The sequence below is a fragment of the Microcoleus sp. PH2017_24_DOB_U_A genome (genome assembly GCF_020738205.1).
Lineage (GTDB): Bacteria > Cyanobacteriota > Cyanobacteriia > Cyanobacteriales > Microcoleaceae > Microcoleus.
In genome coordinates, this window is record NZ_JAEQCT010000102.1 from 1 (window position 1) to 21612 (window position 21612).

Here is a 21612-nt window from a genome sequence, read left to right on the forward strand (position 1 = left end):
ACAAGGGTATGGCTTTTCTAATTTTGATAATTTTAGAAATCGCGTATTAGCTTGTTTCTTGCATTAGATAAAATTATCACCATAAGTTCTGGAGAGCCCCAACAACTAGCAGGCAGATGCTCTGGGTGAATTTGTCAAGAGACTGCCCTCTATGTTCATTTTACTTTACAAACTGGCATCAAATGTCGATCGCCAGCGCAAAACTGTTATAAAATCAAAGCAACCTACCAAATTTGCCGATTATGAGCAATTTTCTGCGCCGCTTAAAACTTTTCCCCTGGCGAGAAATGCTGCAAATTGCCGCCCTCGTCAACTCCATCGTGATTGGACTGGAACTATTTTTAGCCTGGGGTTTCACGCAATCGCGGGTAATCCGCAACATTCTGACACTTCTCTACGGCTCCTCCCTCGGAATATTGATACCTTTTGTTACAGCCGTGGGAATGGGAGCTTTAGCAGTGTACTTTTTGGAGTATTGGCAGCAGCAATTTTTGCTCAACCGGACTAATTTGTGGGTTTTAGTTTTGTGCGTAATCTTGGGTTTGGTATTAAAGTCATTCCTGCCCATACCTGCTTTTTTAGCAAGTTTATCGGAAGCTGCACTAATAGGAATTACCGTGGGAGTTTTTTGGAAGGGTCGGCCTTATTGGTAATAGTCAGTTGACAGTTGACAGTTGACAGTTGACAGTTGACAGTGATTGTAGGGTGCTTCAGGGTTGAATGTCTTGAGTATAAATTAATATTTTTTGCCCTGACGCACCCTACGATTAGTTACTTTTTCACCCACATTGACAGTTTCAATCAACTATTTTGATGAAAAACCCGGTTTCTCGCCACCCGTGCATAAGTCCTACTTAGTTAAAGCAATACATTTCCTCTTCCCTCTTCCTTCTAATTAGGGCAGCCAAAAATCGGGAATAACAGCTTTAGTCAAACTGCGAGCAAACTGATTAATCTGTCTGCCGATTTGAATGTGCGGTTCGTCAGCCTCCACCGGAATAATTGTCGCTTTGTTGCCGATTCCGAAACGCGAAACTACGAAATTTGCCGCCTCCAAACCAGTAACATAAGCCTTTTCCTGCGACCAAGAACCGTGACGGGTCACAACCCAATCGCCGCTCATAAATACATTATCATAACTTGTGACCGCAGGCAACAAATACTGATAACTTCCCGGTGCAAAATGCGTCACCGCGCGCGATAAACGAATCGCGCTGCTGTCGATTACTTTAGCCTCCCGAAAAGCCGGAATACAAGTCGCCAAATCCCGCTGAACAAGAGCAACTATTTCCTCATCTTTCAGGGGAATTAATTGATTGGCATGATAAAAATCAGCTTCCACAACTGTTCCCGGTTCGGAGCGGAATTCGTCGTGCAAAGCATTCAAATCAAAAAACGTCCATCCCGTAGTCGAACTAAATCCAAAACAGGCATTTGAAGGCAGCGGAATCTCAATTTTTCTGTCAAACCACAGGCGAACAGCTAACACGTCAACAGCGCCCAAGTTCATCACGTCCCGAAACTCTTGGCGGGTTTGCAAAGCGGGGCTGCTGCTGATAATTTTTTGCATTCCGGTAACGCCAACTGCAAAAATAACTGCATCTGCATCGAAGGTTTCGTCGCCGCAGACAACTCCCTTGGCTTGATTGTTGCTGTCAACTATGACATCAGTAACTCGCCGTTTTGTCAATACTTGGGCGCCGATTTTTTCTAGGCGTTCTACCCAGGGACGAAAGATTTTTTCTCCGACAGTGCCGCGACACCAAACTACATCAAAATCTGCTTGGTGTGCTAAAATGAAATAATACAGCATTCCCAAAGCTGCGGCGGCTGAACACTGTTCTCCTGGTGCAAATAATCCTACTAATAACATCGGCTCAAAAGCATCGCGGTACAGCCTTGCAGATACGCCAAACTGTTTGAACAATTCGCGGGCTGTAACGCGATCGTACCGCTGCCAAGCTTCGTCGGAATTGTCGAAATCTAGTACGGCATAGAGTAAGGGTAAGGCTGAAAGGCGATCGACTAATGGCAGTCTTTTAAATCGCGTGTACAAGAATGTTCCTAACGGTGTGGGAAGTCTGGGTTCGTCCTGAAAAATGGGAGATTCAACTTCCAATCCGGCGGGGGAATACTGACAAGAACGAGTCCAAGGCGTGAAGGGATCGAGTCCTAATTCCTTGACTAATGAAAAGATGTTTTTGTAGGGATACCAGAAGCCGTGAATGCCTGCTTCTACGGAACGCCCGCCTGGGGTTTTCCACCCCGCAACTAAGCCTCCTGGCTGAGGCCCTGCTTCTAACAAAGTTACGTCATATCCTTGTTGGGCTAGGTGATAGGTGGCGCCTAAACCGGCCCATCCGGCACCGACTACGACTATTTTTGGGGTTGGCGATTCTGCTGACATTGCGTACCTCTTGATTCTTTATTTATGATGACATAATTGATAAAATAAAGCGAGATATAACCTTTCTCAGAAAGATGAGGTACTCATGGGCATTGGCCAAACAGGGCATTGGCCAAACAGGGCATTGGCCAAACAGGGCATTGGGCATTGGGGATACCTCACTTTTTTGAGAACCGCTATATAGCTTCACTAATTTAGATGAGGTCTGTCTGGTAATCGGGAATTGGTCGCGCTTGACTAAGCTCATTTTATAAGCGCCATATGAACTCGATTATCAGAAGGTTAGACGAGGTTTTTTTACCAGAAAGAATTGGTTGAAAGGCTCTCGCCGATCGGGAGAAATTAAAATCAGACTATTGATTACTCCAATCCTCTTCCTTCTAAATAGAGGTCGCTCTCAAACTGTCAACTATCAACTGTCAACTGTCAACTGTTGAAGGCGATAGCTGTTATATTAAAACGTTAAGGTTGGTTTTTTCGGCGAATTAAGATTAGAGTAAAATACACAAACAGAACGGGTTGTCAATATGCAATTGATTAATTATTTGACTGCTGTTTTTGGGGTGATTTGGCAGAATAGCATTTTTCACTGGGCGGCGCTAATTTTGCTGTGCGCGGCTGTTTGGGGCGAGTACACTTCTGTGAAGCAGTACCAGCGTTATGTGGGCGCGAAAAGCCGATCGACTTTTGAGGCTGTCAACTATTTGAGCTCGAAGTTAGAAAAGGGTATGTCAGGGGCGATCGATCTACAGCAACCGGAAACAGCAACAGACTCTTGGAAACTTCTCCTCGACTGGTTTAGCGAACACTTGGCGGGCGACACAATCGCAGACGGCGAGGCTTACAGGGCGCAGGTAAAATCCGGGCGGTTTCTCTTATTTCAGTATCCGGCCATTTTAGGGCGATCGGCACCTCGGAGTCAGTGGCGGTTTGTGCCCAGCGTCTTAGTAGCCCTCGGGGTTTTAGGTACATTTTACGGCATTCAAACCGGATTGCAGGATGTTAACTTGGGTTCGCTGGAAGATACCAAACAATTGCTACCCTCGATTAGCACGTTGCTGGAGGGGATGAAAACAGCGTTTTCCACTTCTCTAATGGGTTTGGGTTCTTCTAGCGTATTTACGATCGTGTTGGCTTGGGGCGATCGCGCGCGCGTTGCTAATCAATCCAATTTGCGCGCCAAATTAGATAAAATCGCGAAATTACAAACCCCCGAACAACTGTTTTCCCGCGCCAATTCCAGCGGTGGCGATGCTGAAAGTGCGATCGAATTGGCGATCGAGACAATGAGAACCGGATTTGCTCAAATCGTCGAGGCGCAAAGCAATGTGAACTCCCAGGCGATCGGACAGCAAATCGGTGTAGCAATGACCCCAGTTTTCCAAGACATCCGCCAAGAATTATCAGCACTTCAACAGATTAAATCAGACCAAGGGGAACAGATATTAAACAACCTACTTTCCGGCCTCCGCACCGAAGTAATTGAACCCGTAGTTGGGCGATTAGATCAAAGTGCCCAATTAACTCAAGAAGCATCCGAAGCTGTCAGAGAACTGAAGAACGAATTAGGCGGAATCTCTTCTAGTTTAGCACAATCAATCCTGACAATTCAAACTTTCCAGCAAGATACATTAGTACAGTTGCAAGAATTTGCCAACAACTTGCAGCAAATTTTAGGACAGTTTCAAACCGACACCCACAGCGTTTTGCAAGAAATGGCCACCGAAATACGATCGGGAGTTGGAGAAAGCATTGAAGGGATGAAAGCGCAAAGAACAGCCTTTCAAGAAAGCGCCCAAGAAGCCGCCAACACCTTTAGAGGAATCCAAGATAACTTGCAAGAATCTCTCCACACTCAAGCCGAACAAGAAAGAGAAATGCTGCAAGGTGTCGAAACCCGGATGACAAATATTTTAAATGCCACCCACTCCGCTTTTCAAACTCAGTCTGACACGCTCAAAGTAGTAGGCGACGAAGCTTCGGGATTGATGGATAAAGCCAGAGAAAATCTGGTAGGTAGCTTGCAGAATGTTGACTCAATGCTGCAAAACACCCGCGTCACAGTCCAGGAAGAATTAGACAACTTCAGAGTAACGTATCAAGCCTCTCTCCAGCAATTTTTTACCCAACAAAACAATTTATTAGAAGGAACATTAGGCAAACAGCAAAAAGGTTTAGCACAGGTTGTACTCGGCTTGCAGAAAGTTTTTCAAGAAGAATCAGAAAAACGCAAATTGATGTCGCAGCAAGTTGACCAAAGTATGAGCCAAATTTTGACAACAGCCGCAGAAGTCAGTCAGTTTGCTAATTCTGTGGGCTTGAATTCCAGCCAGCGTTTGGCACAGTTGCAGGAATTAGCAAAGATAACCGGACAAGAAGTGCTGCGGGTAGAAAGCGTTTATGAAAAAATGGCAAATCAGTTCAATACAGAAGGAGAAAGATTGCAAACTACCTATACAAATTTGGTGAATCAATTAAATGCAGCTTTGCAAGCAGAACAAGAACAAGTGCGGCGGGTAGAAAGTGCCTATCAAAACATGACAAATCAGTTCGATCGCGCGCTGGAGTTGGGCAACAATCAATTAGTTGGCTATTTGGAAAGAACTACTTCATCGCAGCACAAGTTTTTTGAAGAAGCAGATACTTCGATGGCGAAAGTGTGCAGTGGGTTGCAAGAAAGTTCCGACGGTTTGATGCAGGTTGCTCATTATTTGGTGGCTGCTGCTGATAATTTGGGGACGAAGAAACCGTAGGGTGGGTTTTACGATAACCGAGAAACACGCAGATATAAAGGTGTTCAAAAAGATAAGGTAAGTTGTTGGGCTTCAGCCCTCTTATCTAAAAGGTACGTTGTTGGGCTTCAGCCCTCTTATCTAAAAGGTACGTTGTTGGGCTTCAGCCCTATACGTTTAAAGGTACGTTGTTGGGCTTCAGCCCTCTTATCTAAAAGGTACGTTGTTGGGCTTCAGCCCTATACGCTTAAAGGTACGTTGTTGGGCTTCAGCCCTCTTAACTTAGTGGCTATATAAGCTGTCAGTCATACCTCACTTTTTTGATAACCCCTATAATAAACCCGCCCTCCATAGTTGCAATCGCTTGATATTCTGCAATCAAGCATCTTTCACCATCCAAACTAACAAGCTGAGAATATGCTCGACAGGGGGCAGCGGATAGTCGGTTAGGTCGATCGTTATTATCTGTCCCTCCAGCTTCAAAAACCGCCATTGCGTGCCGCTGGTAACGCAACCGTAGACAGCCCCAAGCAGTTGCTCTTTTGCCCGATTAAATTGTTCTACAGCCAGCATTTCTGCAATGCACTGTCCCAGCCCAGATTTCAGGTCAGATTTTTTCGCCTCAACCACAACAATTGCTGGCGCTTCCACCGTCAGTTGTTCGGGAGAACGGCTAATTAGGAAATCACAAACTCCGTTAAGTCCAACACTCGGATCGACATTGAATTCTTCGCCAGAAAACACACTAATTTGACGGTTGAGAATGCGTCGCACTTCCAGCAGGACAGGATTTATAATGACTTCAGAGCGAGCCTTTTCGGTATCTACAGCGATCGCCCAAGGTACATCCTCTAAAATTGCCAATAACTTAGAACTAGGGGCGATCGGCTCAACAGAGTCCGGGAAAAATCGGCTTCCCTCAACAATCGTCAGGTGAAAATCTCGCTTCACCTTGTCGATGCTAAACTGACTGTAGGGCATAATATTTTCTTGTTGTTTTATTCTAGAGTGTAATGTAAAATAGCAGAATATATCAAAAGTTCCACACCAATAATTATATGTCAAATATGACAGTAAAAAATCAAAATTAATACCTCACCAAAAAAATGAGAAATATATCAGATTTAGACAATGCACCGGAAATAGAAGAAGAGGAAGACTCCAGCGTACTGCTATCGATCGGCGATTTAATGTCCGGCTTGCTGATGTTGTTCGCCCTCCTGTTCATCACCGTGCAAATTCAACTTAGCGAAAAGGCGAAAATGCTCGATGAGAAAATCCTTCAGGTGGAAAAACTGCGGCAGGAATTGCAGCAATATCAAAAGGCTTTTGAAGGACTGCCGCAGATTATTGTCAATGCTTTAGAGGGAAAAGTTGGAGACAAAGATATTTTTACTGTTGACCCCGGAACCGGAGATGTCAGCATTCGCGATCGCATTTTGTTTGATAATAACAGTTCCGTCCTCAAACCCGAAGGTAAAAAGTTTTTGCAAGCCTTCATTCCCATCTATACCCAAGTGCTTTTTGCAAACAAACAGTTTGAAAAACAAATTTCTCGCGTTGTCATCGAAGGACATACCAGTTCCGCAGGTTCCGATTCCAAAAATCTGGAACTGAGTTTGCGTAGGGCTTTAGCTGTTTCTAATTATATGTTTTCCAATGAGGTTAATTTTCCTAAAAAAGCCGAATTGCAGCAAAAAGTATTAGTTTCTGGACGGGGAGAATTAGATGCGAATCCGACTCAAAATGCAGCGGGCGATCGCAAAGTCGTTTTCCGCTTCCAATTCCGCCGCGAAAACTTGAATGTTGACGTAAACCGCCAATTACCCTCGCCCGAAAGCAAAAGCCCGAATTCTACCCCTAGATAAATGCTGCGGCTTGACGAAGAATTTCACAGGTGGTACCCGCCACGTGATTTATCCGTGGAATCAATCCCAAATCTAAAATCTAAAATCCTCTCTTCCCCCGAATTTATCCGTGGGGTTAATCTAAAATCTAAAATCTAAAATCGAAAATCGATTGACCTGCGGATTTGATATAAAATGTGTGGAATTATTAGTCCTATACGCACGGGTAGCCAAACACCCTGATGAAATCGCTCTTTCCCAATCCAAAATCGAACAGCGAACATAGAAAACTGTATAACCTGTTGCTGCTATTATTTCCCGCCAGCGCATGGCTGAGCGTTTTCTTCGTTCTGCCGGTGCTAATTGTACTATTGTACAGTTTCTTAGAGCGCGGTACCTACGGCGGGATTACTTGGGTATTTACTCTCAGCAACTACCAGCGTTTGTTTAGCTGGGTTTTTTTAGGGGTAATTGGTCGATCGCTCTTTTTGGCTTTTTTGACAACCGCGGCTTGTTTGTTAGTCGGCTATCCCCTAGCATTTTTCATCGCCACCCGTCCTCCCCGCTGGCGAAATGCCTTGCTTTTGCTGATAATTATTCCATTTTGGACTAACTTTCTAGTGAGAACCTACGCCTGGATCATTCTGCTGCGGAGCGAAGGAGTAGTGAACATAGCCCTGCAAAACCTGCAAATAATTACCGAACCGTTAAACTTGCTGTTTACGCCTTTCGCTGTGGCGATCGGTCTGATTTACGGCTATTTACCTTTCATGGTTCTGCCTTTATATTCTAGCATAGAACGCTTCAATTTTTCATTAGTTGAAGCAGCTCAAGATTTAGGAGCAAATGATATTCGCACTTTTTGGCGCGTATTTTTACCGCTGACAACTCGCGGCATTGTTGCGGGTTCTATCCTCGTGTTTGTTCCCGCAGTCGGCGCTTTCATTACACCCGATATATTGGGCGGGTCGAAAACAATTATGGTGGGAAATTTGATTCAAAATCAGTTTATGAAATCCCGCGATTGGCCTTTTGGTTCGGCGCTTTCTATGCTGTTGACGGTAATAATATTAGTTCCTGTTTTAATTTACTTCCGCGTCTCCGACGAAACGGAATAAGTGGTGTGTACTGCGCGCCTTACATTTAGGTTAAGATGAGCTAATGACCAATGACTATTGACCAATGACTATTGACCAATGACTGCTGTTCGCGAGGACGCTCGCACTAATGACTATTGACTAATGACTAAAATAAAACTAGATTTATTTGTTCGGGCGATCGCCAAAAAGTGGCTTTGGGTACAAGCTGCACTAGCATTTGCCTTTCTCTACTTGCCAATTCTCATCTTAATTATTTACTCGTTTAACAGCTCCAAATTTAACGCAGTTTGGCGCGGTTTTACCCTCGATTGGTACGGCAGCTTGTTTAGCAATGCAGGCGCGACTCTTGCTACCAGCAGCAGTGCCGGAATTTTGCCAGCACTTAGCAATAGCTTGCTAATTGCAGCTATTTCGACAGCTTTAGCGACTATTTTCGGTACCATGCTCGCGCTAGCGCTTGAACGCTTTCATTTTCCGGGACGCAAAGCAGTAGAAGCTTTACTATTTTTGCCGATTATTATGCCCGAAATTACGATCGGCATTTCGCTGCTAGTTTTCTTTACCCTCGTATTTCGGATCGTAGAAAATCTTACGGGAATCCGCCTCAACCTCGGTTTACCTACAGTAATTATCGGTCACGTTGTCTTTAATATTTCATTCGTAACGATTACTGTCAGGGCGCGCTTGGCCGAACTCGATCCTCAATTAGAACAAGCAGCCTTTGACTTGGGTGCTAACGAATGGCGGACTTTTTGGCGGATTACTCTCCCTCTAATTTTGCCCGCTATTTTCAGCGCAGCACTGCTGGCTTTTACTTTGTCGCTGGACGATTTTGTCGTGACATTCTTTACCACCGGTGTCGGTTCGATGACGCTGCCGCTATTGGTTTACGGCATGATAAAATTTGCAGTGACGCCAGCAATTAATGCCATCTCAACTTTGATGTTGCTAGCTTCTTTATTGCTGGTTGTATCCTCGCTAAGAGTTAAAAGAAGTTAAAAAACTTGCTTTGTATGTCATAATTAATTTTGCCTACAACTAACAAAACCCATGAAACGCCTGCTGACTTTCTTACTTTTGTTTGTGATGAGTGCAACGGTGGTTTTCGGATGCAGCCGCACAGGCAGCAACCAGCAAGTCCTCAGCATTTACAATTATGCAACTTATATCGCTCCAGAAGCGATCGCCCAATTCGAGAAAGAGAACAATGTAAAAATTCAATACGACACTTTCGAGAACAGCGACGCACTCTACGCCAAACTCAAACAGGGAAATCCCGGTTATGATGTCATATTTCCCGCCGATTACATGGTCAGAATCATGGCAGCCGAGAATATACTTGAACCGCTAGATCCTGCAAAAATTGTTAACAAAAATAATCTCGATTCAAAATGGCTAAACCAAACATTTGACCCTGGCAATAAATATTCATTGCCCTATCAGTGGGGAACAATGGGAATTGGCTACAACATCAAAGCAACCAAGGACGAGATTAACAGTTGGGGGGCGATGTTCGATCCTAAATATACTGGAAAAATAGCATGGCAAGATGATGCCCGATACACTTTTGCAGTGGTTTTAATGTATTTAGGATTTGACCCAAATACAACTAATCCCGAAGAAATTAACAAAGCCCGCGACTTGCTGATTAAAAATAAAAATATCATTGCCGCTTTTGTCCCCGACACGGGTCAAACTCTGCTCGATCAAGGAGAAGTCAACCTGACAATGGAATGGAGCGGCGATATTTTTCAGGTGATGAAAGAGAATCCAAATCTCCGCTACGCTATTCCCAAAGAAGGAACAATTGTCTTTTCTGACAACATGGCAATTCCCAAAGGTGCACCGCACAAAGAGTTAGCTGAGAAATTTATTAACTTTATTTTGCAGCCAGAAGTAGGTGCGACAATTTCTAATTTTACCCACTATGGCTCGCCGAATAAAGCAGCAATAGACAAAGGTTTAATTGACCCGAAAGATTTGAAAAATCCCCAAATTTATCCACCGGCTGAAATTTTTGGTAAGATGAAATTCTTGCAGGATGTCGGGAAAGCAACCGCATTGTACGATCGAGCTTCGACGGAAGTTAAAGCAGGAGCAGGAAAGTAAGCATTGGTGTCAACTTAAGGTCAAACTTAACTGGTTCCAAGGAAGAGCATGGTAACGAGTAGAAAGCGAGTAACTAACTAACTGTAGGGTGCGTCAGGGGGAAAATTATTGAGTATCTCGTCACAATATTCAGCCCTGACGCACCCTACAATAACTACTACGATAGATAAGAATGCACGCCGTCGAAATTTTAGACATTTCCAAAGTATTTAAAAGTGCCAGCAGTCAAGATTTCTTGGCTGTAGACAATATCAACCTGCAAATTAAAGATCGCGAATTCTTTTCTTTGCTCGGCCCTTCCGGCTGCGGCAAAACTACAACTTTGCGAATGATTGCGGGTTTTGAAATGCCCACAGCGGGCGAAATTTACATTCACGGCCAACCGATGCGGCATCGCCCGCCATTTCACCGCCCCGTGAATACGGTATTTCAAAATTATGCTTTATTTCCGCACATGACAGTAGCACAAAATGCTGCATTTGGCTTAGAAATGGAGAATTTGCCTCCCCAAACAATTCACGATCGCGTGGTGGCAGCTTTAGCATTAGTACAGTTAACCGATGTAGAAAAACGGTATCCCCGCCAACTCTCAGGAGGGCAGCAGCAGCGAGTAGCGTTGGCGAGGGCGTTGGTTAAAGAGCCTTCTGTTTTGCTGTTGGATGAACCCTTAGGGGCCCTGGATTTGAAGTTGCGTAAAGAGATGCAATTAGAATTAAAAAAAATGCAGCGACAATTGGGAATTACGTTTATTTATGTAACTCACGATCAGGAAGAAGCGCTCACCATGTCGGACAGAATTGCTGTGATGGAGGGAGGAAAACTGCAACAAGTCGGGACGCCTGTTGAGATTTATGAATATCCTAAAACGCGGTTTGTGGCTGATTTTATTGGGGACAGCAATTTTTTGACCGGGCGAGTAGTAGAAAAGCAACAGGGTAAAATAATCGTGTTGGTTGATCAGCAGTTGCCCGTGTTAGTTGCAACATCAGAAGATTTGCCCGCTGGGAAAGTTGTTACCCTGGTGTTGCGGCCGGAAAAAGCCACTATTTATCCGGCTAATTATGATGCTGAGCATAGCTGGCCGGGAGTAGTTGAAGAGGCGATTTATATTGGCACTGACACGCGCTATACGGTGCGCCTGACTGCTAAAAGCTCGATCGCCCTTCGCCGACAAAACTTGCACAGAGATGACTTGCAGCGGCACAAAATTGGCGACAGCGTTCGAGTCGCCGTGCCGCCGGAAAGTATCTGTATTTTATAGCGACAGGAAGAAGGAAGACACGACACAGATTTGCACACGAATGCACGTATATTCTCAGTAACAGTGCGGTGCTCTTATGGGCATAGGGCATAGGGCATAGGGCATTGGACTGGAACCCGTGTACTTCACCACTACAGGCAATAACATCTTCTACGCTGGCGATCGCAAATCCATCAAAACCTTACTAATTGGATTGCCATTCTATTTCAGAGGTGCGTTACTCGCAGGCTAAATGGAACTTCTCCCTATGGGGGAAGTTCCGATTAACAAGAGTCAAAAAATCATCCATCGAAGATGTCGATTTAGTGAATCGGAGTTGAAAGCCTCCGCGCTTTTAGCCCGAAGGTAAAAACAAGAGAAAAACTCTTGTAGTTATGCACAACAAATTCCCAAACTAGCCAACTTTTAAGGTGGGGGAATTTCCGGCGAGGGGGAAGGCACCGGAATTTCCGGAGGAGTTGTTGATTCTGGCGACGGCGCGGGAATCTCCGCAGGACTCGATTCTGGGGAGGGCGAGGGACTCTCGGCACCGGGCGAGGGACTCTCGGCACCGGGCGAGGGACTCTCGGCACCGGGCGAGGGAATATCCGCAGGAGTTGGGGCGGTAGTTTCCGGCGGTGGCGGCAGTTGTTCGGGATCGGGGTTCTGGTTTTGGAGGCTCCGCACCCACAAACCTAAGCCCGCGAAGACTAGCATCAGCACCAACAGTCCCAGCAGCGGCCCCAAACGCTTCGGCTTCTGTTTTTCAACTGGTTCCGAGGCGGAGGCCGTTTCGGGGTACAGCAACTGTTTCGACGATTCAGAAAGTTGAGATTCTGGCATCCTCCCCGTTTTTTGGAGGGATACCGAGCCTGACACCGAGGGTGACATGGGTAGCGACACCGAGGGTGACATGGGTAGCGATATCGACGGCGACGCCGACGGTGCCGACGCCGTATCGAACAGTACGACTCTCTCCGGTGACATCCGACAGTAAGTCACCACTACAGAGGTGTTGTCGTAACCATTTTTCTCGTTGGCGAGGCGAACCCAAGACTGAGCAGCGGCTTCCAAGGACATTTTGCCCTCAAGTACCTCTGGGCCGTAATTCTGCCAAGATTGCTCTACCCAGTCGTTATCGCTCAAACCGTCGGAACACAGCAGCAGCAAGCCTTCCTCTTCGACAATAAATCGTTGAATCGTCGGGCGCAGAAAATCGCCGTCCCGCGTCCCCAAAGCTTGAGTGAGGGCTCCGGCATCCGATCGCAATTGAGTCTCCCAGTATAAACTGTGTCCTAGGTGCACTTCCCTAGACGCTACATCGTCGTCCACAGTTAGCCGCTGACAGTAATTGTTGCCAATCCAATAGGCGCGGCTGTCTCCAACATTGACCAAATAAAGTTCGTGACTGTTATTCGCGGGTACATCCTGAGAAACTTTCACTTTTTGAGGCAACTGGAGGGCCATCACCAAAGTGGTTCCCATGCGCTCCCGCAACTCTTTTCCTTGCTCGTTATTTTGAGCGGAAATCACATTATTCACAACTTTCACTATTTCTTCGAGTTGTTTGATGACCATTGCTGGCGCCATCAACTCTTCTTGTTCGGCGATTTCGGCGAGCAAATTTTGGATTAAAGCTTTCAGCGATTGCACGGCTAACTGACTGGCAACTTCTCCTCCTTCGTGGCCTCCAACCCCGTCGCAAACCATTGTCAAGTAAGGAATTAGTTTGTCATTTCCGGCACTTTTTATCGATTGAAAATCAGCAGCAGTCGGATAGCAACTATCTTCATTTTGGGAGCGCTGCGGCCCGGTATCGGTGATGCCGACTACTTCTAAATGCAGGGGCAATTTAGCAGCTTGTTCTAATAGTAAATCGTTAAGTTCCAGGGCGATCGCATCTAAGTTCATGCTGCTGCGGCGCATAAACAGACAAATCTCTCCGAGTTTCGACTGTACCTCAGGCTGCGCCGAGTCCACCAAACCAGACCACACATCTCCCAAATCCTTCAGCGTCGGTACAAAATTACCTCGATGCAGTTCCACCAGACGCACCCGCCAACCTTCCACGCGCAAATTTTCCGGTACCAGCAAACTCGCAGCGACTCCTTGTTCGGAAAGCGGCGCCCACAGTTGGAGCATTTGCCACAGCCAGTAAACTTGGCGCGTGGCACTTGTCTGAGCCCAAGCTTGTAGAATAGAAGGATACAGGCTACCGAAATTATTGACCGGCACATTTTCCAACAACAGCACCTCTGTGGCTTCTGCTGCTTCCCCGAGCGAACAAAAGCCGTATACTTCGGGCGTATGCAGCCGCTGGGGATACAAATGCAGGTAAGGCATAATTCTATCCGGCAGTTGTTCGGGGACGCTAGGAGGAATAGACGGACGGCTGTCGAGCCAGATTTGGGGTGCAATGACAAAATATCGATCGGCGATTATCTTACCCGCCGGCACTTCCTCGACTGTGGGGCCCACCGCCCACAAATAGCGATAAATTAAATCGGTTTCGCAAGCTGCACACTTCTGGCTGCCAAAGCTATTGCCGGGATCGGAACAGCTCAGATTCGGGCAATAAATCGGTTCGGAGAAACTACTGATCATATCGAAATAGTTTGTGTAAAAACATTCTGAAGATATATGATTGCCACGCTCAAATTCAGGAACTTGAGAATAAACTGATTTTAGCCCCTATCAATTTCTTAACTGCCTTTGGGGCACGAGAAATTGTAGTTGCTGCCGGTGGACACCGGCTAAAATTGTAATTTAAGTTACTAAAATCTGACTTTGAGTACAATGGAAGCCTCAACCTGGTACCGCGATGTGAACAATCGCGATCGGGCTAGCAAGTCATAAAGCCTTGCAGAGTCAGTCGTTGGCAATTCTTAAATCTCAAATTTCAAATCTAAGATATTTCATAGTATCACCAATTCTTTTTATGTTCTGGACTCCCACGCTCCTTTGGTTGCTAGTTGGGGCTTTGCTCTGTTTGGCAGAGCTATTTCTCCCCACTGCTTTTGTTGCTTTTATCCTGGGACTGAGTGCCTTCGCCGTCGCTGGATGCTCTCTAGTTTTACCTTACGTTAATTTACAAATATTCCTGTGGATGGTATTTTCGACAGTTTTTGTGCTGCTGTCCCGGCGATTGATACCAAAAGGCAAGGCATGGGCGATCGCAGATTCTGACGAAGCTAAAACTTTAACAGAAATTCTCCCAGGAGAATCGGGGCGAGTGATTTATGAGGGGAATTCTTGGCAAGCTCGCTGCGAAGACACTTCTACCGCTATCCCCCCCAACCAAAACGTGATAGTCGTCGGCAGGAAAGGCACTACTCTGATAGTTTTACCAGAACATTTGCTGCATTCTTAAAAAAGATGTGGAATTGGGAATTAGAAATTGGTAGTTGGGCATAGGGCATAGGGCATTGGGCATTGGGCATTGGGCATTGGGCATTGGGAATTGGGAATTGGGAATTGGGCATTGGGCATTGGGAATTGGCACTAACAAATAACCAATAACAAATAACCAATAACAAATAACCAACAGTCAATATTTAACAGTCAAGATTTATAGGAGGCGACCGTGGAACAATTGTTTTTACTCGTATTTTTAGCACTGGGCGGCTCAGCGATCGCAGGTTCCGTCAAGATTATCAATCAGGGAAATGAAGCGCTGGTGGAAACTTTAGGAAAATACAGCGGCAAGAAACTCGAACCTGGTTTGAATTTTGTCACACCGTTTCTCGATCGCGTCGTTTACGAACAAACAATTAGGGAAAAAGTCTTAGACATTCCCCCGCAAGCTTGTATCACGCGCGATAATGTTTCTTTCACCGTGGATGCTGTAGTTTACTGGCGGATTGTGGACTTGGAAAAAGCCTGTTACAAAGTCGAAAATCTTCAGTCAGCAATGGTGAATATGGTGCTGACTCAAATTCGCGCCGAAATGGGTCAACTCGACCTCGAACAAACGTTTACAGCCCGTTCTCAAATTAATGAAATCTTGCTCAGAGATTTAGATATTGTGACCGATCCTTGGGGAGTGAAAGTAACGCGGGTGGAATTGCGCGATATTATCCCTTCTAAAACTGTACAGGAATCGATGGAATTGCAGATGGCAGCCGATCGCCGAAAACGAGCGGCAATTCTGACATCCGAGGGCGAACGCGAGTCAGCAGTTAACAGCGCCAAAGGTAAAGCCGAAGCGCAGGTTTTGGATGCGGAAGCGCGGCAAAAAGCGACTATTTTGGAGGCGGAAGCTCAACAAAAGGCGATCGTGCTGAGAGCGCAAGCAGAACGCCAAAGTCAGGTTTTGAAAGCTCAAGCTACTTCTGAGGCTTTACAAATTATCGGTAAAACTCTACAAAATGACCCCAAGTCCCGCGAAGCTTTACAGTTTTTGTTAGCTCAAAACTATCTGGATATGGGATTAAAAATTGGCAGCAGCGATAGCAGCAAGGTGATGTTTATGGATCCGCGCAGTATCCCGGCTACGATGGAAGGATTGCGATCGATTGTTGGGGAAGGTAATAGTAATGAGGTGAAAAAATAGAAAGAAAGAGACGGCGATTGAAATCGCTTCTACACAAACGATGTCCGCCTCCGCGGACTAAGAATTAATTCAACCCGCGGAGGCGGGTTTCGTCTTTATAGCAGCGATTTCAATCGCCGAGTAAGTATCTTCTTCCTTCTTCCTTCTTCCTTCTTCCTTCTTCCTTCTTCCCTAAGATTCTTGAGCGAGAGTACATCGATCGCACAATCCAAAAAATTCCAAAGTATGATAATAAATTTTGAAAGAATGAGATTGTTGTAATTGGCTTTCTAGGTGGTGTACGGGGCATTCGTCGATCGTAATAGACGCACCGCATTCGAGACAAGTAAGGTGATGTTGGTCTTGGTGGGCGGCACCGTAGAGAGATTCGCCACTAGCAAGCGTTCTGACTTGCACGAAGCCCTCCCGCTTTAAACCGTCGAGGGAGCGGTAAACTGTTGCTAAGCCCATGCTGTGGTCGCTGTTACGCAGTTCTAGGTAGATATCTTGCGCTGAGAGCGATCGATTCAAGTGCTTGAGCAAGTGTAAAATACGCTCCTGACTGCGGGTGCGGTTGGTTCTCATAATTTTTTTGTCTAATCGGCTGGAATCAAATCTATCGCTGTTTCTAGGCTAGCTTAATTCGGGGCAGCAAAGGGCGATCGGCTTCCCGCCCGCGTTGTAGAATGAGGTGGCCGTAAATTTCGCATCACCTACACATTGCTGTGACTCAAAAATATTTTGCCCAAATCTATGTTACCCTCCGCCCTTCGGTTTTAGACCCGGCCGGTACTGCCGTACAGTCTGGTTTGCAACACATGGGATACGACAATGTTGAGCGCGTGCGGATCGGGAAGTACGTTGAATTGACGCTGACTGCTGCGGATGAGTCGGAGGCGCGCGAACAACTCGATCGCGTTTGCGACCAACTTTTGGCCAATCCAGTGATTGAAAACTATCGCGTTGAGTTGACTGAAATTCCTGTTGCTGTCGAGACAGCAGGGGTATAAAAATGAAATTTGGAGTTATTGTTTTTCCGGGTTCAAATTGCGATCGCGATGTGGTGTGGGTAACTCAAGGGTTGCTGCACCAACCGACGCGGATGATTTGGCACGAAGATACCGATATTTCGGATATTGACATCATTGTAGTTCCCGGTGGTTTCAGTTATGGAGATTATTTGCGGTGCGGCGCGATCGCCCGTTTTTCTCCAGCGATGCAAGCGACTGCCGAACACGCGAAACAAGGAAAGCTTGTACTCGGCATCTGCAATGGTTTTCAGGTGCTGACTGAAGCTGGTTTGCTCCCCGGTGCTCTGGTGCGGAATGCGGGATTGCATTTTATTTGCGATCGCGCTTCCTTGAAAGTCGAACGCGGTAATACGCCGTGGACTTCGGCTTATACTTCGGGTGAAATCATCGATTTGCCGATCGCCCACGGGGAGGGCAATTATTATGCTGATGCGGATACTTTGGCAGAGTTAGAAGAACACGATCAAGTGTTGTTTCGCTACTGTACAAGTACCGGAGAAATTAGCGCTGCTGGTAATCCGAATGGTTCGTTAAATAATATTGCGGGCATTTGTAATCGCCAGGGCAATGTGTTAGGAATGATGCCACATCCTGAGAGGGCATCCGATCCAATGTTGGGCGAAACTGATGGAGTAAAATTGTTTCAAGGGTTGCTGATGGCAACAGTTGCTGCTGTTTTATAGTTGATATTTGCAATATTCTTGTAGGGGCGGGTTCACCGATCGTAATCGCCCCAACTCGACTATCTCAAAAACCCGCCCCAACCCAACGAACAATCATCACCAACATTTAAAATTCAATGCAAATTTGAGGTTAATTTGGGTTATTGGTGGGGTGCGGGCGGGTTTATTTAGATTGTTTGTTGTCGTTAGATATTGTTGGCGAACCCGCACCTACAAGATTTTATGTTCTATAATAACAAATCAATGGGATTTGATATTCTTCATAAATATTTTTTATGTCCTTAGTTAATTTAGCCAACACCAAAGCTCGGCTACTCGGCTGTAGCGCCGTATACCTCGTCGGCCAGTCTCTCTCCACCGCCCTCAGCACCTCCGGCCCCGCAGCAACTATGGCAGCAGGTATACTCGGCGGCCCGACAGGAGTGTTGGCGGCTAGTGTTTTAGCAACTATTGTTACTGGTGTTGTCGGTAATATCACGGCGGGCGAATGCGGTAACAAGTTGGCGCAGCGAATCGGAAAAAATGCGGATATTCTTAAAAATGGCGATTTGACTGCGGCGGCTGGAGAAGCTATCAGCCGTCTGCTTCAAAAGAGTATTCCTGAATCTGAGGAATTTAAGGTGATTGCTGAACGAAATCATCTGCGTCATGCTAAGGCTGATTTTCAACACTTAGCTAAGAAAACAGTCGCTTACTGGGAGACAATTGATGCCAAAACCGATGGTAATACAACTCCTTTGAATTTTTCTGATTCGCAACTTGCCAAGATTTTTTCACCGGTTCCGAATCAATTTGTGGAAGTTACCGGATTGTCGGTGCAAGATTGGCAAGATTTTTTGACGGTTTTTGCGGCGAAGGAAAACAAAACTTTGCATCCTGAATTGATTGGATATGCGGCGGCGCAACTGCACCAGTTTTTCCCGAAGGCGTTTTGCGAAGTGCTGAAACAAGATGCGGAGACTGGCGGCAGACAATTTGCGGGAATGCAGTTGATTTTGCATCGGGAAGCTTTGGCCCAATTACAAAGTTTGGGGCTGCAAAATGGCGAAATTTTGCAAAAATTGCAGGCTTTGGCGACGCGGGAGCAAATTTGCCAAGTGATGGCGAAATTGGAAGTTATCGAAACTGTCCGGGATGAGTTGGCAGAAGTTCGGGCATTGTTGGAAAGATATATCGATCCTACTGCGCCGAGTTTGCCGATTCCTGTTAAGTCTGAGACGATTATTCAGGACAGAATTAAAGACTTTACCGGTCGAAAATTTGTGTTTCAAGCAATTAATGAGTTTCTGAAGACAAAGCAAAAAGGCTATTTTGTGTTGGAGGCGGAACCGGGTGTTGGGAAAAGCGCGATTATGGCGGCCTGTGTGGTGATGTTGAAGCGCCGCTGCATTACTCATTTCAACTCGCAACCGGACGGGATTGTCAGCGCTGAAACTTTTCTGAAAAATGCTTGCACTCAGTTGATTGAAGGTTTTGGTCTTAAAGATAAGTATCCGCGACTGCCGGAAAATGCCATAAAAAACAATACCTTTCTATGCGAGTTGCTGAAGGAAGTTAGCGATAAGTCTAGCAGGGACAAAAAAATAATTTTTGTGGTGGATGCGCTGGATGAAGTTGATTGGAAGGCTCAAATTAGGAACAGTAATGTTTCGTATTTGCCTAATGATTTGCCGGATAACGTCTATTTTATTGTCTCGAAGCGGCCGGAATTTCTGACAATGCCGACAGCTAACAAGACGGTTTTTGATTTGATGAAATACAGTGCTGAAAGTCTGGAAGATGTCAAGGCTTATCTGGCAAAACGCACAGAGAGAAGCGAGTTAATTCAGGATTGGATTAAGAGTCGAAATTTGCAGCGGGAACAGTTTGTGACGGCGGTAGCCCAAAAAAGCGAAAAGAAATTTATCTACCTCCGCCACGTACTTGATGAGATTGAAGGCGGCACGTACAATGATGTGAATTTAAACGATTTGCCAGCGGGTTTGGAGGAATATTATCAAAAACACTGGGGACAGATGATGGGACGGGAAGACGATCCTCTGCTGGAGATGAAGGTGAGGATTATCTATTTCCTGTCGCAAGCAGAGGAAGCAGTTTCTTGTCGCTGGTTGGCTATATCTGCCCGCGAGCAAAATGTTACGAAAGTACAGCAGGTACTCGGAAAATGGGATTCGTTTTTGCGAAAGGAGAAGGTAGGGAAGGAAACTCGATACACTATCTATCACAATAGTTTTCGGCAGTTTCTGGAAGCGGATGAAACTGTGCAGTCGGCGGGAATAACACTGGATGATATTAACGATGACATTAGCGATAATGCTACAGGAGGAGCGCCTCTATGAGCGATTTAGGTGTGTGGTTGGCGCAGAAGTGTCAGGAAGATCGAGATTTGCTGTTGAAATACCAACCGAAGAGATTTGCGAAACGGGGGAAGGTTGACCGTTATTGCGCTTGGTTGACTGATTTTGGGTTTATTGAGGCGAAGTTGGATTTTTTGGGGGTGCAAGCGCTGATTGATGATTACGATTTGGCGAGAGTTTCTGATGTGTTGTTGTCGCCGGAACAAACGCAAACGCTGAAGTTGATTCAAGGGGCAATTCGGAAGTCGGCTCACGTTTTGGACAGGGATAAAACGCAATTGGCTGGGCAATTGTGGGGGAGGTTGTTGGATTTTGAAATGCCTGAGATTCAAAGGTTGTTGGAACAGGCGCGGCAGTCGAAAGAGAGTGTTTGGTTGCGGCCTTTGAAGGCTAATTTAGAGCGGGCAAATGAAGGGGCATTGCGGACGCTTGTCGGTCATACTATGGAGGTACTAGCAGTGGCGATCGCACGCGACGGCAAAACCGCTATTTCCGCATCTGGCGATCAAACCTTGAAAATCTGGGACATTGAGAGTGGCACGGTACTCAAAACACTCATCGGTCATGCTTCAGAGGTAAATGCGGTGACAATCGCACCAGACGGAAAAACAGCGATTTCCGCTTCAGATGATGAAACCCTGAAAATCTGGGACATCGAGAGCGGCATCGAACTCAAAACTCTCACCGATCATACTGGCGGGGTACAAGCAGTGGCGATCGCACCCGACGGAAAAACAGCGATTTCCGCTTTCTTGGATAAAACCCTAAAAATCTGGGACACCGAGACAGGTCAGGAACTGAAAACTCTCACCGGTCATAGTCGCTGGGTACAAGCAGTGGCGATCGCACCAGACGGAAAAACAGCGATTTCCGCATCTTCGGATAATACCCTAAAAATCTGGGACACCGAGACAGGCCGGGAACTGAAAACTCTCACCGGTCATAGTAGCTGGGTACAAGCAGTGGCGATCGCACCAGACGGAAAAACAGCGATTTCCGCTTCAGATGATGAAACCTTGAAAATCTGGGACACCGAGACAGGCCGGGAACTGAAAACTCTCACCGGTCATCGTGAGTCGGTAAAAGCAGTGGCGATCGCACCAGACGGAAAAACAGCGATTTCCGCTTCATGGGATGAAACCCTGAAAATCTGGGACACCGAGACAGGCCAGGAACTTAAAACTCTCACCGGTCATAGTAGCTGGGTACTAGCAGTGGCGATCCCACCCGACGGAAAAACCGCGATTTCCGCTTCAGATGATAAAACCCTGAAAATCTGGGACACCGAGACAGGCCGGGAACTGAAAACTCTCACAAGTCATAGTTCCGGGGTACAAGCAGTGGCGATCGCACCAGACGGCAAAACAGCGATTTCCGCTTCCAGGGATGAAACCCTAAAAATCTGGGACACCGAGACAGGCCAGGAACTTAAAACTCTCACCGGTCATAGTGGCTGGGTACAAGCAGTGGCGATCGCACCAGACTGCAAAACAGCGATTTCCGCTTCAGATGATAAAACCCTGAAAATCTGGGACACCGAGACAGGCCGGGAACTGAAAACTCTCACCGGTCATA

17 protein-coding genes are annotated in these 21612 nt (G+C 46.2%); 13 read left to right on the forward strand and 4 right to left on the reverse strand.

What is annotated here, in order from left to right; translation table 11 throughout:
• The first annotated feature begins 242 nt into the window (after nucleotides 1–242).
• On the forward strand, nucleotides 243–653 hold the full coding sequence (locus JGK07_RS25785; protein WP_293178309.1) for a peptide chain release factor 1: 411 nt from the start codon (nucleotides 243–245) through the stop codon (nucleotides 651–653).
• 242 nt (nucleotides 654–895) lie between these two features.
• Here JGK07_RS25785 and JGK07_RS25790 read toward each other — a convergent pair whose 3' ends face one another.
• Complete coding sequence (locus JGK07_RS25790; RefSeq protein WP_293192354.1) at nucleotides 896–2407, reverse strand: FAD-dependent oxidoreductase; 1512 nt, start codon at nucleotides 2405–2407, stop codon at nucleotides 896–898.
• Nucleotides 2408–2934: 527 nt separating this feature from the next.
• Here JGK07_RS25790 and JGK07_RS25795 point away from each other — a divergent pair.
• Nucleotides 2935–5160 carry a hypothetical protein gene (locus tag JGK07_RS25795; protein ID WP_293243085.1) on the forward strand — a complete coding sequence of 742 codons (2226 nt, stop codon included), beginning with the start codon at nucleotides 2935–2937 and terminating at the stop codon, nucleotides 5158–5160.
• Nucleotides 5161–5517: 357 nt separating this feature from the next.
• Here JGK07_RS25795 and JGK07_RS25800 read toward each other — a convergent pair whose 3' ends face one another.
• The gene (locus JGK07_RS25800; protein ID WP_293212307.1) at nucleotides 5518–6120 is read right to left on the reverse strand and encodes a hypothetical protein; all 603 of its coding nucleotides are present in this window, start codon (nucleotides 6118–6120) and stop codon (nucleotides 5518–5520) included.
• Between the two features lie 125 nt (nucleotides 6121–6245).
• Between JGK07_RS25800 and JGK07_RS25805 the strand changes: the two genes are divergently transcribed.
• From JGK07_RS25805 to JGK07_RS25825, 5 genes are all read left to right on the forward strand, one after another.
• Complete coding sequence (locus JGK07_RS25805; protein ID WP_293178297.1) at nucleotides 6246–7007, forward strand: OmpA family protein; 762 nt, start codon at nucleotides 6246–6248, stop codon at nucleotides 7005–7007.
• 221 nt (nucleotides 7008–7228) lie between these two features.
• Entirely contained in the window at nucleotides 7229–8104 is an 876-nt protein-coding gene (locus JGK07_RS25810) for an ABC transporter permease (protein ID WP_293197885.1), read from the forward strand.
• Nucleotides 8105–8227: 123 nt separating this feature from the next.
• A complete protein-coding gene (locus JGK07_RS25815; RefSeq protein ID WP_293212305.1) occupies nucleotides 8228–9085 on the forward strand; it encodes an ABC transporter permease in 858 nt (285 codons plus the stop codon).
• 51 nt (nucleotides 9086–9136) lie between these two features.
• Nucleotides 9137–10195 carry a spermidine/putrescine ABC transporter substrate-binding protein gene (locus tag JGK07_RS25820; RefSeq protein WP_293178288.1) on the forward strand — a complete coding sequence of 353 codons (1059 nt, stop codon included), beginning with the start codon at nucleotides 9137–9139 and terminating at the stop codon, nucleotides 10193–10195.
• Between the two features lie 172 nt (nucleotides 10196–10367).
• Nucleotides 10368–11456 (forward strand): ABC transporter ATP-binding protein, encoded by a 1089-nt coding sequence (locus JGK07_RS25825; RefSeq protein ID WP_293178285.1) that lies wholly within the window; start codon nucleotides 10368–10370, stop codon nucleotides 11454–11456.
• A gap of 405 nt (nucleotides 11457–11861) precedes the next feature.
• Here the strand turns inward: JGK07_RS25825 and JGK07_RS25830 are convergent, their stop codons facing one another.
• The gene (locus JGK07_RS25830) at nucleotides 11862–14039 is read right to left on the reverse strand and encodes a protein phosphatase 2C domain-containing protein (RefSeq protein ID WP_293178282.1); all 2178 of its coding nucleotides are present in this window, start codon (nucleotides 14037–14039) and stop codon (nucleotides 11862–11864) included.
• A gap of 334 nt (nucleotides 14040–14373) precedes the next feature.
• Here JGK07_RS25830 and JGK07_RS25835 point away from each other — a divergent pair, with 334 nt between their 5' ends.
• Both JGK07_RS25835 and JGK07_RS25840 read left to right on the forward strand, forming a co-directional pair.
• Nucleotides 14374–14805, forward strand: a complete 432-nt coding sequence (locus JGK07_RS25835) for an NfeD family protein (protein ID WP_293178279.1) — start codon at nucleotides 14374–14376, stop codon at nucleotides 14803–14805.
• A 213-nt stretch (nucleotides 14806–15018) separates the two neighbouring features.
• Entirely contained in the window at nucleotides 15019–15987 is a 969-nt protein-coding gene (locus JGK07_RS25840) for an SPFH domain-containing protein (RefSeq protein WP_293178273.1), read from the forward strand.
• A 171-nt stretch (nucleotides 15988–16158) separates the two neighbouring features.
• Here the strand turns inward: JGK07_RS25840 and JGK07_RS25845 are convergent, their stop codons facing one another.
• The gene (locus tag JGK07_RS25845) at nucleotides 16159–16551 is read right to left on the reverse strand and encodes a Fur family transcriptional regulator (protein WP_293143880.1); all 393 of its coding nucleotides are present in this window, start codon (nucleotides 16549–16551) and stop codon (nucleotides 16159–16161) included.
• Between the two features lie 140 nt (nucleotides 16552–16691).
• Here JGK07_RS25845 and purS point away from each other — a divergent pair, with 140 nt between their 5' ends.
• The 4 genes from purS to JGK07_RS25865 all read left to right on the forward strand — a co-directional run.
• Nucleotides 16692–16976, forward strand: a complete 285-nt coding sequence (gene purS / locus JGK07_RS25850) for a phosphoribosylformylglycinamidine synthase subunit PurS (RefSeq protein ID WP_293178270.1) — start codon at nucleotides 16692–16694, stop codon at nucleotides 16974–16976.
• Nucleotides 16977–16978: 2 nt separating this feature from the next.
• Nucleotides 16979–17680: a phosphoribosylformylglycinamidine synthase subunit PurQ gene (purQ, locus tag JGK07_RS25855; protein ID WP_293178265.1), complete on the forward strand. Its 702-nt coding sequence runs from the start codon at nucleotides 16979–16981 to the stop codon at nucleotides 17678–17680.
• A gap of 275 nt (nucleotides 17681–17955) precedes the next feature.
• Nucleotides 17956–20019, forward strand: coding sequence for an ATP-binding protein (locus JGK07_RS25860; RefSeq protein ID WP_293197891.1), 2064 nt, complete (start codon nucleotides 17956–17958; stop codon nucleotides 20017–20019).
• On the forward strand, nucleotides 20016–21612 hold a 1597-nt coding region (locus tag JGK07_RS25865), incomplete at its 3' end, for a WD40 repeat domain-containing protein (RefSeq protein ID WP_293197893.1). The genes JGK07_RS25860 and JGK07_RS25865, both read left to right, overlap by 4 nt.